Origin of the sequence: Microcystis sp. M_OC_Ca_00000000_C217Col, from assembly GCF_007095585.1 — a bacterium.
GTDB classification, from domain to species: Bacteria; Cyanobacteriota; Cyanobacteriia; order Cyanobacteriales; family Microcystaceae; genus Microcystis; species Microcystis panniformis.
This window is the reverse complement of sequence record NZ_SFBV01000080.1, coordinates 1-15751: the sequence shown is the minus strand read 5'-3', so window position 1 is coordinate 15751 and position 15751 is coordinate 1. Positions and strand designations below refer to the sequence as shown.

Sequence of the window (15751 nt, the reverse complement as noted above, 5' to 3'; positions counted from 1 at the left end):
AGACCCCGTTCTTCTCCTTCGGCCAGTGCCTCTTGATAGACTCTCGTTTGTTTTAAATCACTTAGTCCAAACATAGCTTCAATTTCCTCGCGACTTTTCTGGGGTAATTTGTAAATGATGATACTTTCGATTAGGTCAATTAACTGCCGTTGACTGGACTGGTCGGTGATTTCTTCTCTGGTGCGCTCGATTAGGGTTTGAGCAGTCCTCACCGCTGCTGTTTCCGACTCTACTACTAATTTAATCACACCAATTCCTAAGGAGGGATTGTCCCTTGGGGGCAATTCATCGAGATAAATGCGTCTAACGCTTGATAAATTGAGGATTTCGCCAAAATGCAGGGATTGTTCCCGTTCCACCCGACGATGGGGATAAATGACGACAATTTGCCAGGGGTGGGGTGGTTGATATTGTTTTAAAAATAGGAACAATTCCGCAAAAAGTCGATAGTAGAGGGTGTCGTCTGGTTGGAACTGCACTTCCACTAGGTAGAGGGGTTGCTGAATATCTTCTCTGAGTGGTATAAATAAGCCATCGAGACGGAAAGAGAGTTGTTTCACCTCTTGGGAGGTGAATTGATAGTTTGCTGCTCCCGGTTGCGGTTGTCCGATTAGGTCAAAGAAACTGTCCGGAAAGCGCAGGAATATTTGGTAAAAGATACTGTCAGTTTTCACGAGAAATCTCGCTTCTAGGGTTTATTGGCAGTTGCCGAATCGTTTGGCTAAACGGTTAATACTCTAGTATTAATAGACATTGTATAATTTTTTCTCCTTGCTGTCACCAACAAAAATCTAGGGGAGATGGCTCTTTTGCTGTATAATCGAGTCTTAATTTTAGGAATTGTCATTATATTTGAGGAAAATCTATGAGTTGGACAGAAGGATATGTATCAGAAGTTAACTACACTAGCGGCTTTTACGGCGAGTTAAGTCCCCTAAAATTAGGTTTAGCGACTCTGATTAAATCGATTCACCCCCCCGATTCCGGTCAAGAATTTACCTATTGTGAATTGGCCTGTGGTCAGGGTTTTACCACGAATATTTTAGCAGCTACCTATCCCCACGCCCAATTTTATGCCAATGATTTCAATCCTAGCCATATCGCCACTGCCAGAGATTTAGCAGCCAAGGCGGGAATGAAGAATATTCTTTTCTTTGATGATAGTTTTGAGGAATTTTTAGAGCGAGATTTACCTCAATTTGACTTCATCAGTCTGCACGGAATTTATAGCTGGATTAGTGCCAAAAACCGCCAAGCAATAGTTGATTTTATGCGCCGCAATCTCAAGGTGGGGGGATTAGTTTATATCTCCTATAATGCCCTGCCGGGTTGGTCAGCAGCGATGCCGATGCAAGCTTTAATGTTGCGCCATGGTCAACACAGTTCCGAACCAATTTTAACCCGCATTGAACAGGCACTTAATTTTACAGGAGAATTATTAGAGGCTAATGCTAGTTATTTTGCCCAAAATCCAATTTTAAAAAGTCGTTACGAGCGCCTAAAGGAACAAAATCGTTATTATTTAGCTCACGAGTATTTCAATCAGGAATGGAATTCTTTTTACTTCGATGAAGTGGCGAAAGAATTAGAGGATGCTAAACTTAAATATGTGGGTTCCGCCCATATTAATGATCATATTGATATGGTCAATCTCTCCCCAGTTGCCCAAGAAAAATTAGCAAAAATCAGCGACCCAATCTATCGAGAAGTGGTGCGAGATTTCTTTGTTAATAGCCAATTCCGTCGTGATATTTTTATTCGAGGCTCTTTAGGTTTAACCAACCAAGAACAGCTTAAACAACTACAAGAAACCCGGTTTGCTCTACTTGTTAATCCCGCAAATATCAAGTTCGAGCAGCAGTTTCCCGTGGGAGAAGTTAAGTTACAGGAGGCAATTTATCAGCCAATTTGTCAGGTTTTGGCGGAATCTCCCCAAACTTTACTGCAACTACAAAATCACCCCAAAACCTCAAATATTAACTTAAATGGTCTTTACCAAGCTCTCGTGATTTTAACTGGTATTGGCTATATTCATCCTGCTGTGGATGAGCAAACTTGCCAACAACGGAAACCATCTACTGATGCTTTTAATAATGCAGTGAAAGCTAAAGCAGTCTATAGTGAGGAATTAAGCTTTTTAGCTTCTCCTTTGATTGGGACTGGAGTAGTGGTCAATCGTTTAGAACAATTATTCCTCTTGGCTAAATCCTCTAACCAAGATGCCGTACAATTTGTTTGGCAAATTTTGGCAAGTCAAGGCAAAAAAGTGGTTAAAGACGGGAAAACTTTGGAAACAGAGGAGGAGAATATTACTCATCTGAAAACAGTGTACGAGCAGTTTAGTAAAGAACGTTTACTAACATTGCAAAAACTAGGTATTTAGTAAATACTAAGTAAGTGATCTCATTGTAACCAGCTACTTAGATAGGTGGTGCTTTATGACGGATTTTTACTTTCTACGTTTTACTACTTAGTTGATGATAGGTGGTGCGTTACGAGTGCGTTACGACGGATTGTTACTTTCAAGTCAAAGCAGTAATTTTTGCCGTCTAACGCACCCTACGTTTTACTACTTAGTGGTGCGTTACGACGGATTGTTACTTTCAAGTCAAAGCAGGAATTTCTGCCGTCTAACGCACCCTACGTTTTACTTAAATGGTCATTAACAGAGTAACATCTACTAACTGCCTTGCTTTCACTAGCGGGAAATATTGACCCCGATAATTGCTACTTTTCTGGGGTATGGGGGGAAGCACCCAGAATCTGAGCTGCTTCCCCTATCTTGACTAATCTTTTGCCTTGACAAAACCTAGTTAAAAACGCCAACCTAGCTAGGTTGCACGAGATTATTTAAGCCATAAACCACTTTAGCGGTGATAATCTTATCCTTATCGGTAAGTTCTTCTAACACCTCTTTTCCCTCGACTAAATAGCCGAAAACCGAATAACGACCATCCATGAGATTAAACCCCGGAGGAGTTAATTCATTATCGAATTTAAAGAAAAAGAATTGCGAGGAACCTCCGTTAGGATTGGTATCCGGACGCGCTAGGGCCAACGCACCAAAAGCGTTAAAAGGCAAAGCGAGACTGGGCAAGTAAATCCCTAATTCTTCGAGAGTATTGCCATAAACTGGTTCTTCTTCCCCTTTAATCAAAATTTCCAAGGGAATAGAGCGATATTGCTTAGTTTTTGGGTCAAAAAAGCCTTCTTCTGCACCGACGGGGTCCCCGGTTTGGACAACGAAATTATCTTCGCTGCGAATGAAGGGTAAACCGTCATAAAAACCCCGTTGGACTAAATCCACAAAGTTACCCCCATTAACCGGAGCGCTGTAACCATCCACAACGATGGTTAAATCTCCTTTGGTGGTCTGCATCTCTACGGTGGCGCGTCCTCGCAATTGCGGCAAGTTAGCGTATTCCGGGGGAACGTTAAAGGGAAAACCCACTACCATTAATTCTTCTAAAGCAGTGATATTATTGAGTAATTCGCGTCTGGTTGACCAAACTGCCTCTTTATCCTTCGCTTCTACGGCCGTATCCAGGGCTGCCACTTCCGTTTTCAGTTTTTCGATTAATTCCTCCCCTTGGCTTGTACTGGCTTCGGGAACACTATCTAAGATAGCCTTGCTTTTGGTAGAAAGGGTATAATTGGCATCCTTGACATCTTTTTTAATCGGACTCCAACGCTTGGCCCGCAGATGTTTGGCAATATCTTCGATCGATTGTTGCACTTGACGAATTGGTTTATTATCTATGGGTAAGGCATTGCGTAAAATAGCAGTGGGATCCGTTACCGCGTCACCCTGAGCAAGCACAGCTAAAGCAGGAGCAGTCCCCTTAACCGTGAACAGACTTAAGATTAAAAATAGTGCTAGGGCGATACTAGCACCGCTTTTTAAGAAAAATTTGCCCCATTCCCGTAATCTTGTCTTTATTTTCATATTTTGGTCGGTTCCTCAATGGCTATACCTATCCAAAATACTTGTAGGCTTTTAGGGGAACCCTTGTCAATAGCTGAGAAAACTGATCGAAGCCATTATCAGTTATCAGTTATCAGTTATCAGATGTGAGTTTTCAGTTCACCCATTACTGTTTACTGAAAAAAGGCTCCCCACTTCCCCACCTCCCCAATTCCCCACCTCCCCAATTCCCCAATTCCCCACCTCCCCACTCCCCCACTTCCCCACCTCCCCACCTCCCCACTTCCCCAATTCCCCACTTCCCCAATTCCCCACTTCCCCACTTCCCCAATTCCCCAATTCCCCAATTCCCCAATTCATAATTTATAATTCCCACTCCCTTTTTTTACCTTTTATGACTATTATTGTCGATTATCGCTTTCCTCCCGCTATTAATGCCGAAAAACAGGCAAAAACGATCGCTATCGGTCAAACCGCTGGCACTTGGAGCGAGCGCCACGGTCATCGTCAAGAGCAGCTGCAACAACACCTAGGGGAAGTGGTGGGGATCAGGGAGGAAGCCGACGGTTATAAGGTGGCTAGGGTGCGTTTTCCCGAGATAAACGTTGAAAATGACATCGCCAGTCTTTTAACCATGATTTTCGGCAAATATTCCATGGCTGGAGCCGGAAAAGTGGTGGGGGTGTACCTACCCGAAAACTACGGCACAAAAGCCAAGGTGGGAATCACAGGAATTAGGCAACGTTTGGGGGTTTATGATCGACCTCTAGTCATGGCAATTTTTAAACCCGCTTTAGGACTATCGGCGCAAGATCACGCCGATATCCTGCGAGAAGTGGCTTTTGCTGGCTTAGACGTGATTAAAGATGATGAAATCATGGCGGATCTTCCCGTGGCTCCCACCCACGAGCGCCTAGATTGTTGTCGGCGGGTTTTGGAGGAAGTGCGGCAGCAAACCGGTAGAAATGTTCTCTATGCGGTCAATGTCACTGGAAAAGCGGACGAATTGCAGAGAAAAGCCCGTTTATTAGTGAAACATGGGGCTAATGCCCTGTTATTAAACGTTCTGACCTACGGGTTTTCCGTTTTAGAAGCTTTAGCCAGTGATCCAGCGATCGATGTTCCTATTTTCGCCCATCCTGCCTTTGCTGGAGCGATGTGTGCCGGTAGCGATACGGGATTAGCCTATTCTGTGGTTTTGGGGACGATGATGGCCCACGCAGGAGCCGATGCGGTGCTATATCCGGCCGCTTATGGTAGTTTACCCTTCGACCCCCAGGAGGAAGGCAAAATTCGCGATATTTTGCGCGATAGAAACGTTTTTCCGGTTCCCTCGGCCGGCATTCGTCCCGGTATTGTTCCCCAGGTCCTTGGGGATTACGGACGTAATGTTATCCTCAATGCGGGAACCGGAATTATGGACCACCCATGGGGACCGGCCAGTGGTGTGAGAGCTTTTTTTGAAGCTTTAGGGAGAGTGGAAGCGGGTGAGTCTTTTGATCCCGCTAATTTGCCCGAAGGAGCCTTAAAACAGGCAATTCTAGAGTGGGGTTAAGAGCAACTTTTTCCAATGCACTATACAAGTATTTTGTCAAGCATTTTTAGAAAATTTAACAAATAACTTCCCGTTTTAGATAGGGTTGCAGCACTTCTGGCACTTTTACTGTCCCGTCTGCCTGTTGATAATTTTCTAGGACAGCGGCCATAGTACGACCGATCGCTAATCCCGAACCGTTGAGGGTGTGGACAAAATTAGTGCCTTTTTGCCCTTTTTCTTTAAAGCGAATATTTGCCCGTCGTGCCTGAAAGTCTCTAAAATTAGAACAACTGGAAATTTCCCGATAGGTATTAGCCGAAGGTAGCCACACTTCTAAGTCATAACATTTAGCAGCCGAAAAACCCAAGTCACCGCTACACAATTCAATCACCCGATAGGGCAACTGTAAAGCTTGTAGGATTGCCTCTGCATTAGCAAGTAAACTTTCGTGTTCCTGAGCAGAAGCGTCAGGATGGACGATTTTGACCATTTCCACCTTATTAAATTGATGCAAACGGATCAAGCCCCTCGTATCCTTGCCATAGCTGCCCGCTTCTCGACGAAAACAAGGGGTATAGGCACAGTGTTTGATCGGTAATTGCTCCGATGAGAGGATTTCATCGCGATAAAGGTTAGTTACGGGTACTTCTGCCGTTGGTGCTAACCAAAGCTCATCATCTCGACATTTAAAGCTTTCTTCCGCGAATTTCGGCAGTTGTCCCGTCCCGCGCAGGGAGTCACTATTAATTAAAATTGGCGGTAAAACTTCTGTATAACCGGCGACAATATGGCGATCGAGCATAAAATTAATTAAAGCTCTTTCTAGGGCTGCCCCGAGCGCGATAAGATTAACAAAACGACTCTGGGCGATCTTTACTGCCCGTTCAAAGTCTAAAATGCCCAATTTTTCCCCAATTTCCCAGTGAGGCAAAATATTCGGGTTGGTGGGTTTATATTCCTCTCCCCAGCGTTTGACTTCGACATTTTCCCGTTCATCCTTACCGATAGGAGTGGTTTCACTGGGTAAATTGGGTAAATCTAAGATTTTTTGGTCAATGGCCGCTTTAATCTCTTTTTCCTGCGGTTCTAATTGAGCTAGTTTACTTTTAATCTCGTTTCCTTCTGTTTTCATTGCCAAAATTTCGGGACTGTTGACATCGCTGCCACTTTTCACTTTTTGTCCCACCAGTTTACCGATTTCGTTACCCCGGGCCTGTAAACTGCTGCGTTCTAACTCTAAAGCCTTCTGTTGTTGATTTAACTGAAGAATAGGGGCAATATCATAACTCCCTCCCCGACTATCTAAGCGTTTCTGTACTTCCTCTGGATTTTCTCTAATTTGCTTTAGGTCTAACATGGTAAGTGGGTGGGTGGAATTAAATATAAGATGAACGTAGGTTGGGTTGAAGCATGAAACCCAACGCCCGATCATGTTACGCTACCGCTAACCCATCCTACAAATAATTGTGCCTCCCTACTTACGAGTCAGTAAAAAGTAAAAATTAAGTGGGGGAGTCGGGGAATCGGCAGCCTGAGGGGAAATGTTGTCAACCGCTAACCAATCGTCAATAATAACTCAAAACTTAACTAAAATATCGGTTAAAAGCCGCCGGTAAAATTAGCGGCAGCGGAAACTGGGGTATATTTAATTTTGGTGTTTGGAGTAAGTCTCATGCTAAAGTATCTGCCTGTTAAATTCCTGCGTTTTTTAGCGATTAGCTGTCTTGTAACGTTAATTTCTCTAGGATTTGACCGTTTACACCCCGTTAAAGCTAATCCCACCCTCATAGCTCAAAATGCTTGGGCCGGGGCCTCCTTCCCCGTGGAAAACTTTCAAACCTATACCTCTGGTTTCGGTTATCGTTCCTCTCCCATGGATGGCAGTCAACAATTTCATGCCGGCTTAGATCTGGCCGCACCCTTGGGCAGTTATATTCGCAATTGGTGGACCGGCAGAATCGTCGAGTTATCGGATCATACAGGCTGTGGCACCATGATTAAGATGCAATCCGGTCAATGGACACATATTTATTGTCATCTCATGGGTTCGGTTCAATCCGATAGCCGCGGTACTTTTTTGATTGACATGGAAGGAGGAATCGTCCTTACTCTCGGTCAGGATATACCGGCAGGGGCGCGCATGGCTAGAGTGGGAATGAGCGGACGCACCACCGGACCACACCTGCACTGGGGACTGATGTACGGCAATCAATACGTTGACCCCGCTTTGGTTTTAAATGCTATGTACGGTTCTAATCCTTCGGGTAATAGTTAAGGGAAAAGGGGAATCAGAAAATCTGCGATCGCATTCTGTGGAGAAAAAACATCGCTGCCCGGATTTAGTGAATAACGAGGGACACTGCTAAAATTAAGCTGATCGATTCAGGTATATCCAGATAAAATGCGAATATTAACCCTTGTACCGGGAGGAATTAGCAATCAACTGCTGTTTTTTCCCACTCTAGAAACCCTCCAGCAAACTTACCCCCAAAGCAGCATTGATGTTTTGGTCGAACCTAGAGCAAAGGCTGCCTATCGTCTCTGTCCCCAGGTTAGGGAAGTGCTTTTATTTGACTATCGAGATCAGTACGGATTAGCGGATTATTTAAATATTTTGGGAGTAATTCGGGACCGGGAGTACGAAATCGCCATTAGTCTCACCAATCGTCCTGCTATCAACCTTTTACTCTGGTTAAATGGTGTTCTTAACCGTATAGGCTATGAAAATAATGGCAGCTGGTTCTTATCGCAACAAGTCCCCCGGCCAACGGAAGGCTATCTAGCGGATAATTATCACGCACTGGTCAAAGGTTTAAAGATTGCCGCACCCTGTCCACCTTTAAAAATAACATTGAATCGGGATGATATCGATTGGGCCCAAATGGAGCAGCAACGCCTCAATATCAAGGATAGCGGCTATATTCTCCTCTACGCCGGCGGTAGCGATATCAGCATCAGCCAAGGACTGGAAACGCTTTATCCCCTAGAGAGTTGGCTAGAAATTATCCAAGGCATTCGCCATCAACAACCGGATTTGCCAATTGTCGCAATCCAGGGAGAACTGGATGAAGCTTGGGTTTTAGCCCTCAAAGCCATGGATAATAACTTAAAAGTGTCGAGAACGGCCGATATCGGTAAAATGGCGGCTATGATCGCCGGTGCTAATTTATTGTTAGCTACCGAAAGTGTCCCTTTACAGTTAGCCGTGGCCGTGGGAACCTATACCCTCTCTCTGCTGGTTCCTTCGTTGTCTAAGAGAGTTTTACCGAGCGGGGGAGAGCGTCATCGATATATTGAAGCTAATACGGGAAAAGTCGCCGATATTACTCCCGAAACTGTCCTGAAAAAGATTTGGGGCCGGTAAATAATCGGGTTTCGATCGCTTTTCTCTGGGATCGAAACCCGAAAAAAAATCAGCATCAAAGCTCAATTTTGCGATTGAGATAACTGACTTTTCAAGGATTCTAGGGAGGCCCAACGACCATCGATGGCAGTCTTTTCTGGAAGCAGAAAATCGGGTGGTTGACAATTGGCTCCGCAGAGTTGACGGGGGGGTAAAGTGAGACATAACTGCTCGTATAACCACATTTGCGGGTCAAAATCCCCGTTAGGATCGAGGGTTTCTGAGAGGTCTTCGTAGGCTATTTCTCGCTCTAGAGGATAGGATCTATCGTAGTCTTTATTTTTGTCTAGCCAGATTAATTCGGAAGTGTTTAATTGCAGACGATGATTATATTGTTGTAAACAGCGATCGCAGGTTAAGGTGACGATGGTTTCTGCTTTCACCGATACTTCCAAAAAATTGCCCCCATGTCTAACCAGCAAGGTTCCCCGCACCGGTGTCAAGGTTTCTAGACCGGGGATAAGATTATCGATGATGATCACTCTTTGTCGATCAGGAGATTTGAGGAGGTGGGGGATAAAAATAGTTTCCATAGATAACTCCTGTATCATTTATCGGTTATCGGGTGTCAACTGCGTTAGCGAGTAACGCCACCATAATTGCTCGGTGACAATCTTTCCTTTATCAGCTTATCGCAGCCCCGACCTCTAGAGACATAGACCGGTTCTAGACTGTGGGAAGTGGGGTGTATTTTCAGTGAACAGTGAACAGTAAACAGTAATCAGTGAACTGAAAACTCACATCTGATAACTGATAACTGATAACTGATAACTGTATTTGACAGGCTGTCTGTTGATCGATTGAGAAAGTTTCCTCAGAATTGGGAGTATATGCACAAAGATACTCCTATGTCAACGGTTTTGAAAAATTTTCTTCCTCGCCTCGGTGGATTGGTTATGGTTGCACTGCTCTGCTCGCTTGTGCTGGGGGGATTGCCTCGGCCGGGAAAAGCGGACAAATCAGTACATTTGCACTACTGGTTGCGATCGGGAATTGAACAACTAGAGGCGGGTAATTATCAGCAAGCTTTGCAGGATTTCAATCAGTCGCTGGAACAGGAAAATAACTTGGCCCTAGCCTACAGTAATCGCTGTTTAACTGAGATTTATTTACAGGATTATCTGCACGCTTGGCAAGACTGCACCCGCTCTTTACAACAGCAATCTGATAATTATCTAGCCTATTTTCATCGGGGTTTAGCTTTTTATCGTTTGGGAGATTATTCACAGGCGCTGACCGATTATAACGAGAGTATCCGGCTAAAACCCACCTATTATCAAGCCTACTATAATCGTGGTTTAGTTCAGTCGGCTATGAAAAATTATCCCCTTGCCCTAGCGGATTTTAATCAATCCTTGCGTCAAATTACTAACCAGCAACCCGACACTTTAGCCACTATTTATAATGATCGAGGTTTATCTCATTTAGCCCTCCACAATTTTACCTCAGCCAAGGCGGATTTTAATCAAGCTCTCCGGTTAAATAAAAATAACGCCTCAGCCTACTATAATCTAGCTTGTACTGCTCACCAATTAGGTGAATACGATCGCTCAATCGCCCATTTAAATCAGGCGATTGCCATCGATCCTTTTTATGCCGATGCTTATATTAGAAGGGGATTACTGCGGCATCAATTGGGTTATTATCAATCAGCTTTAGCGGATTTAAATCAAGGAGCAAATCACCTTTATCATCAGGGATTGCACCACAATTATCAGCAAATTCTCGCCCTAATCGAGCAGATTCACCAACAGTTACTTTCCCTACCATCTCCCATTGTTTAGAATAGCGATCAATATTACAAAGGAAAACGCTTCATGGCTGTGACGACGAGACGGGCATTATCTTTAAGGACTTGGGAAACCCGGGGAATTTGGGGAATTTGCCAGAGAACATCGACGGTGCGCCGTAATAATCGCACTAGATCTCCCTCATCGAGGCTAGTATTTTCGCACAATTCCGGCCAGGATGTCCCCTGGGCCCAACGGGAGGCAATCCCCATCAGTTGGGTTTCTAACCAGACGGGAATAGTGATATCGTAGCGAGATTGAGCTTGATAGAGTAAACGGCGAACTTCTCGCAGACCGGGGGAATTTTCCTCTCCTTGTCGCAAAATATCGATAACTTCTGGCACGGGCGGGTAATTGCACCAAGTATCGGGGCGAGGGGGTTCCGTAATCATGGCGCTGATGGCGGCGGCTAGCTGGCTAGGAGTCAATCGGTCCAAATCTCCAGACATCATCGCTAATCCTAACCAGAGTTCATTTTCCCCGCGAATAGTGGCCGCCGCTTCTCCGAGGGGAGTGGGCAAATAACCCTCTAATGCTTGGAATTCCCGCAAAATCTCGATTAGATTCAGAAATTCTTCCCAGTAGTAGGATTTACGCGATTGTTGTTTTTGGTATTTAATCTGGGTCTTGTGTAACTTATCGCGAGCAATTTCTCGATCGTAGTATAATTTCATCAATCGCCCTGGATTTTTGCGTTTTTGCAGGGGATGAGCGGCAATTTGACTATTGACAATTTCAATTTTTTGTGCCTGTGTTGCCAGTTCCGCCACTGGTGGGATGCCCTGCACTTGTTGGGGGATTAAATCTGCGATCGCCTGAGTATTTTCCTCACCCTTGCGCCACCCCCCTAGGGAAACTGCTTCTAGGGAAGGGGGTATCAGTTCGCCTAATGCCGCAGGAGCGAGAAAACCTCGATCTATCTCGCTAATATCGGCATAGGCGGCTAAATACCAGCGATTATCACTGCCTAAACACACAAGGGTTCGCACTTGACCGGCTCCGTGCAGGGTATTGACAAAGATAGCGGGGACGGGGACGGGAACCTTAATATGTTTGCCCTTGAGATGGAGGATAGTTCCGACGGCAATATTCGGCAATTTTAGATGTATTTCCTGTCTTTTCTGGGCCTCTGCCTGACTAGCGATGATTTTATACAGTCTTTCTTCTTCCCGCAGTTTTTCCCGTAGCTTTTCGTAACTGAAGACCTGCTCCCGTTCGATACCGGCTAATTCCATATCCAACTTAGCCAATTCGGTGGTTAAGGCGGTAATCTGTTGTCGTTCGGGGCTTAACTTCAAACGAGCGAGATATTCGGCGAAACTGCGCTCTAAGAGGTCTTTGGCCTCCTCTAGACTGTGTTTTTGCAGGAGATTTAAGACCATGCCGTAACTGGGCGCAAAACAGCTTTGCAGGGGTTCCGGTTGAGCGATGGCCAGAAAAGCCGCTTCTTTTGCTCCTTCAAAGGGCGTTTGTACTGTCACCACATGGCCCACTGCGTCCATTCCCCGGCGACCGGCCCGGCCGGCAATCTGGACAAATTCCGAGGGAGTCAGCATACTATGGCCATCATCGGTGCGTTTGGAGAGGGCCGAGATAACGGTGGTGCGAGCGGGCATATTAATCCCGGCTGAGAGGGTAGCGGTGGCAAAAACCACCTTAATTAAACCGGCTTCAAAGAGTTGTTCGACTAATTCTTTCCAGAGGGGTAAAATCCCGGCATGGTGAACACCACAGCCCCGGGTGAGGGGTTCCACTTGGTCGGCCCGCACCAATTGGGAAGCACTGGCTAGGAATTCAAACAGTTGATTTTTCGTCTCGGGGGCGGCGGTTAAGAGGCTGAGGAGTTGCTCGTCAGACTGGGGGTTATTAGCGAAAAAAGCCAGTAATTTCTGGTGTAGAGGCGGATTTTCGACGGCAAAGAAGGAAAGGGCTAGTTCTTGCAGATTGGGATTATCTTCCAGAAAGAAAATGAGTAAACGGTAGTAAATAGCTCTAGCTTCTTCTTGATTAACGAGATTGAGGTTTTTTAGCTCTCGAATCGCCTGATCGCAACCTTTACGGCTGAAAATGACGTAAATGGCTGGGAGCATATCCTTGTCCCGCAGAGTGGTGACAATCGAGGCGATGGTGGGACAATCTTCTCGTTTTAAGCGTCGGGGTTTGCCGTGGCCGACTTTTGAGCGTAGTTTCGGGTTAACTTTGCTCTGTTTTGGGTCGAGCAGCGGGAATAATCCCTCTTTATTGGCGAAATAAAAGCGCAGGGGGACGGGGCGAAAATCGGAGTTAATTAGCTCGCAGCTGGAGGTCTGTTTATTGTCGCTGGGTTGGCGCAGTTGCCGCACCCAGTTAATCCAGTCGGTGAGTTCCCCCGGGTTGCCGATGGTGGCGGAGAGGGCGACTAATTGGATACTAGGGGGACAGTAGATAATTGATTCTTCCCAAACGGTGCCGCGACCTCGATCGCTGATATAGTGACATTCATCGAGAACTAGGGTTTCCACGTTTTCTAGGGAAGTGCCTACCTCACCGATTGGAGTTTGGTAGAGCATATTGCGAAAAATTTCTGTAGTCATGACTACAATTAATGCGGAGGGATTGATCACCACATCACCGGTAATCAATCCCACTTCCGCAAACAGCAGCGGGGAATCCTCATCGCCATCGGTGGGGGTGCGACCGAATTTTTCTTGAAAATCCCGGAATTTTTGGTTAGAAAGAGCTTTCAGGGGAGTGGTGTAGAAAACCCGTTTACCCCTTTCGAGGGCGCGATAGATGGCGTATTCTCCGATTAAGGTTTTGCCGGAACCGGTGGGAGCGCAGACAACCACTGATTTACCGGCAGCGAGGGCAGCGATCGCCGATTGCTGGAAGTCGTCGAGTTTAAAGGGAAAAATGGTTTTGAGATCCAAAGAAGTAGGGTTGAGGGACTCTTTCACGTCAAGTCTAAGAGGAGAAATTTTTTAAATTGTGGCTATTCTGGCTGGCTTTTTTTATTCTAGTCGAAAAAAGCGGACTTCTAGAAACTAGGGATAAGCTTAACCTTTGGGGGCGATGCCCAATCCCATCATACTTCATCTGTATAAGAAATGCTGTATCACTAATAGGTAGGTAGGCGTTAAAAGTTGTCAGATCCCCCCGCCTATCGGCACCCCCCTTATCAAGGGGGGCAGGGGGGATCGAACCTAAAATCCATTTTTAATTTAATTATAACCAGCCACTTAATTGTATCTCTATTTTGTCCTTAGCTTGATTAATTATACCTACTGATCATGATTAAATTTCGTCCTGAAGACTGTCTGGTTTTAGTGGTTGATGATGTCGGTAAAAATCTCCAATTGGCTGTGAAGATTCTTGATTCTGCTGGTTATGCCACTATTTGTGCTAGTAGTGTTAAACAGGCAATAGAACGAGTAAAAACTGCTAATTTTGACCTAATTCTTCTTGACTTAATGATGCCAGACATGGAGGGACTAGAACTTTGTCGCAGACTAAAAAGTGATGCTTTATCCGCTCATATACCGATTATTTTTGTAACAGATAGTAAGGAAAAAGAAGATATTATCAATGCTTTTAATTCTGGGGCTGTGGACTATATAAATAAACCCTTTCATAGTTGGGAACTGTTAGCCAGAGTTAAAATTCATCTAGAACTGAAAAAAACGCAAGAAGAACTGAAAAATATCAATTCTCAACTAGAAAAGCTAGTCATCACCGATAGCCTAACTGGGGTGAATAATCGTCGAGAAATTCTCGCCTTGGGCGATAAAGAATTGCAACGATGTCGCCGTTATCATCGTTATTTTTCGGTTTTAGTCATCGATATCGACCATTTTAAACATATTAACGATACCTTTGGTCATCTCCTAGGGGACAAAACTTTAATTACTGTCGCTGGGGCAATTAAAAACTGTCTGCGTCAAGTGGATAGTTTTGGGCGCTTTGGGGGCGAGGAATTTGTCGCTATTCTCCCAGAAACTAATCTTGAAGATGCTGCTACCACAGCCTGGCGCATTTGTCAAGTAATTAACAAGTTAAATATTGAAATTGATCGACAAAAAGTGCGAGTTACTGCTAGTATTGGTGTGGCAACATTTAGCCCTGAAGATAATAATCTAGAAGCGGTGATCGAGCGGGCTGATCATGCCATGTTTGCCGCTAAAAATCAAGGTAGGAATCGAGTTAGTTTAGGTAAAACAGTATGAAAAATTTGTTATTTATTCTTGGTTTTTTGCTCTTGGGTGTAGCCCCAAGTTTTAGCGCCGATCTCGATACAATTATACGCCGGGGAAAATTAATTGTCGCTGTTAAAAATAATCTCCCTCCCCTCGCTTTCCTTGATTCTCAGGGGAATCTGCAAGGATTGGAAATCGACATCGCTAAACGTCTAGCGTCAGAAATTCTCGGTTCTGACAGTGCTATTATTCTCAAACCCGTTAGTAATCAAGAACGTTTACAGGTGGTTATTGATGATCGAGTAGATTTTGCGATCGCTCGTGTGGCGATTACTCCTGCACGTCAGCGCTTAGTGGATTTTAGCCCCTTTTATTACCTCGATAGCAGCGGTTTTGTGACGAAAAACCCCCAATTGCAGCGTTTAGAAGACTTAGCTAACTCTAGAATCGCCGTACTCAACGGCTCGACGACAATCGCCCTTGTGCGTTCCAATTTGCCTAACGCTATCCTGCGCGGGGTTGCTTCCTATCAAGAAGCTTTAAATTTACTGGAAACCGGGGAAATAGACGCTTTTGCGGCTGATAATAGCCTTTTAACTGGTTGGGTGCAGCAATTCCCCAATTATCGTCAATTACCGATCGAGTTAGGGGCGATCGCTCTAGGAGTCGTTCTCCCTAAAGGTTTACAGTACCAAAGTCTCCGAGAACGCGTCAACCAAGCGATCGAGCGGCTAGAATCCACCGGTTGGTTAGCAGAACGGCTGAACTATTGGGGACTCCCCCTGAGAATTCGGGAAATGGGAAGATAGGGTGTGGGGTGTGGTGCGATTCGTTGGCTAGAAACTAGACAGTAAGACGTTTAGAGGATTAGCCGCTTGGTAAATGTAGTACCTTGATAACTTTATAACCATACAGGTGCGGGTT

Annotated in this window: 13 protein-coding genes; 7 read left to right on the top strand and 6 right to left on the bottom strand. The window is 45.1% G+C overall.

All coding sequences use genetic code 11. The features are described from left to right. On the bottom strand, positions 1-674 hold a 674-nt coding region (locus tag EWV66_RS04590), incomplete at its 3' end, for an Rpn family recombination-promoting nuclease/putative transposase (protein WP_287115910.1). 191 nt (positions 675-865) lie between these two features. Here EWV66_RS04590 and EWV66_RS04585 point away from each other — a divergent pair. Further along, positions 866-2383 carry a methyltransferase regulatory domain-containing protein gene (locus EWV66_RS04585; RefSeq protein ID WP_072927452.1) on the top strand — a complete coding sequence of 506 codons (1518 nt, stop codon included), beginning with the start codon at positions 866-868 and terminating at the stop codon, positions 2381-2383. A 444-nt stretch (positions 2384-2827) separates the two neighbouring features. Here the strand turns inward: EWV66_RS04585 and EWV66_RS04580 are convergent, their stop codons facing one another. Together EWV66_RS04580 and EWV66_RS04575 are read right to left on the bottom strand one after the other, a co-directional pair. Continuing rightward, positions 2828-3946 (bottom strand): peptidylprolyl isomerase, encoded by a 1119-nt coding sequence (locus tag EWV66_RS04580; protein WP_052276139.1) that lies wholly within the window; start codon positions 3944-3946, stop codon positions 2828-2830. A 145-nt stretch (positions 3947-4091) separates the two neighbouring features. Continuing rightward, entirely contained in the window at positions 4092-4301 is a 210-nt protein-coding gene (locus EWV66_RS04575) for a hypothetical protein (protein ID WP_287108959.1), read from the bottom strand. A gap of 18 nt (positions 4302-4319) precedes the next feature. On the opposite strand from EWV66_RS04575, the gene EWV66_RS04570 reads away from it, so the two are divergent. Next, on the top strand, positions 4320-5480 hold the full coding sequence (locus tag EWV66_RS04570) for a 2,3-diketo-5-methylthiopentyl-1-phosphate enolase (RefSeq protein ID WP_052276141.1): 1161 nt from the start codon (positions 4320-4322) through the stop codon (positions 5478-5480). A gap of 55 nt (positions 5481-5535) precedes the next feature. Here the strand turns inward: EWV66_RS04570 and serS are convergent, their stop codons facing one another. Next, a complete protein-coding gene (gene serS, locus EWV66_RS04565; protein WP_002789586.1) occupies positions 5536-6819 on the bottom strand; it encodes a serine--tRNA ligase in 1284 nt (427 codons plus the stop codon). A gap of 315 nt (positions 6820-7134) precedes the next feature. Here serS and EWV66_RS04560 point away from each other — a divergent pair, with 315 nt between their 5' ends. Both EWV66_RS04560 and EWV66_RS04555 read left to right on the top strand, forming a co-directional pair. Continuing rightward, positions 7135-7737, top strand: a complete 603-nt coding sequence (locus tag EWV66_RS04560) for a M23 family metallopeptidase (protein WP_287108957.1) — start codon at positions 7135-7137, stop codon at positions 7735-7737. A gap of 126 nt (positions 7738-7863) precedes the next feature. Then, positions 7864-8826 carry a glycosyltransferase family 9 protein gene (locus EWV66_RS04555; protein WP_052276144.1) on the top strand — a complete coding sequence of 321 codons (963 nt, stop codon included), beginning with the start codon at positions 7864-7866 and terminating at the stop codon, positions 8824-8826. A gap of 62 nt (positions 8827-8888) precedes the next feature. Here EWV66_RS04555 and EWV66_RS04550 read toward each other — a convergent pair whose 3' ends face one another. Beyond that, positions 8889-9398, bottom strand: a complete 510-nt coding sequence (locus EWV66_RS04550) for a YceD family protein (RefSeq protein WP_052276145.1) — start codon at positions 9396-9398, stop codon at positions 8889-8891. A gap of 297 nt (positions 9399-9695) precedes the next feature. On the opposite strand from EWV66_RS04550, the gene EWV66_RS04545 reads away from it, so the two are divergent. After that, complete coding sequence (locus EWV66_RS04545; RefSeq protein ID WP_287108955.1) at positions 9696-10649, top strand: tetratricopeptide repeat protein; 954 nt, start codon at positions 9696-9698, stop codon at positions 10647-10649. A gap of 14 nt (positions 10650-10663) precedes the next feature. On the opposite strand, the gene EWV66_RS04540 is transcribed toward EWV66_RS04545, so the two are convergent. Continuing rightward, positions 10664-13591 carry a DEAD/DEAH box helicase gene (locus EWV66_RS04540; RefSeq protein ID WP_052276146.1) on the bottom strand — a complete coding sequence of 976 codons (2928 nt, stop codon included), beginning with the start codon at positions 13589-13591 and terminating at the stop codon, positions 10664-10666. A 333-nt stretch (positions 13592-13924) separates the two neighbouring features. Here EWV66_RS04540 and EWV66_RS04535 point away from each other — a divergent pair, with 333 nt between their 5' ends. Both EWV66_RS04535 and EWV66_RS04530 read left to right on the top strand, forming a co-directional pair. Next, the gene (locus EWV66_RS04535; RefSeq protein ID WP_052276147.1) at positions 13925-14857 is read left to right on the top strand and encodes a GGDEF domain-containing response regulator; all 933 of its coding nucleotides are present in this window, start codon (positions 13925-13927) and stop codon (positions 14855-14857) included. Further along, entirely contained in the window at positions 14854-15636 is a 783-nt protein-coding gene (locus EWV66_RS04530; protein ID WP_052276148.1) for a transporter substrate-binding domain-containing protein, read from the top strand. Before EWV66_RS04535 ends, EWV66_RS04530 begins: the two co-directional genes overlap by 4 nt. The last annotated feature ends 115 nt before the right edge of the window (positions 15637-15751 follow it).

Excerpts from the sequence above, each read along its gene's own strand:
- EWV66_RS04560 (WP_287108957.1), top strand. The coding sequence starts at position 7,135 with ATGCTAAAGTATCTGCCTGTTAAATTCCTGCGTTTTTTAGCGATTAGC.
- EWV66_RS04580 (WP_052276139.1), bottom strand. The coding sequence starts at position 3,946 with ATGAAAATAAAGACAAGATTACGGGAATGGGGCAAATTTTTCTTAAAA.
- EWV66_RS04555 (WP_052276144.1), top strand. The coding sequence starts at position 7,864 with ATGCGAATATTAACCCTTGTACCGGGAGGAATTAGCAATCAACTGCTG.
- EWV66_RS04550 (WP_052276145.1), bottom strand. The coding sequence starts at position 9,398 with ATGGAAACTATTTTTATCCCCCACCTCCTCAAATCTCCTGATCGACAA.
- EWV66_RS04585 (WP_072927452.1), top strand. The coding sequence starts at position 866 with ATGAGTTGGACAGAAGGATATGTATCAGAAGTTAACTACACTAGCGGC.
- EWV66_RS04545 (WP_287108955.1), top strand. The coding sequence starts at position 9,696 with ATGCACAAAGATACTCCTATGTCAACGGTTTTGAAAAATTTTCTTCCT.
- EWV66_RS04535 (WP_052276147.1), top strand. The coding sequence starts at position 13,925 with ATGATTAAATTTCGTCCTGAAGACTGTCTGGTTTTAGTGGTTGATGAT.
- serS (WP_002789586.1), bottom strand. The coding sequence starts at position 6,819 with ATGTTAGACCTAAAGCAAATTAGAGAAAATCCAGAGGAAGTACAGAAA.
- EWV66_RS04530 (WP_052276148.1), top strand. The coding sequence starts at position 14,854 with ATGAAAAATTTGTTATTTATTCTTGGTTTTTTGCTCTTGGGTGTAGCC.
- EWV66_RS04570 (WP_052276141.1), top strand. The coding sequence starts at position 4,320 with ATGACTATTATTGTCGATTATCGCTTTCCTCCCGCTATTAATGCCGAA.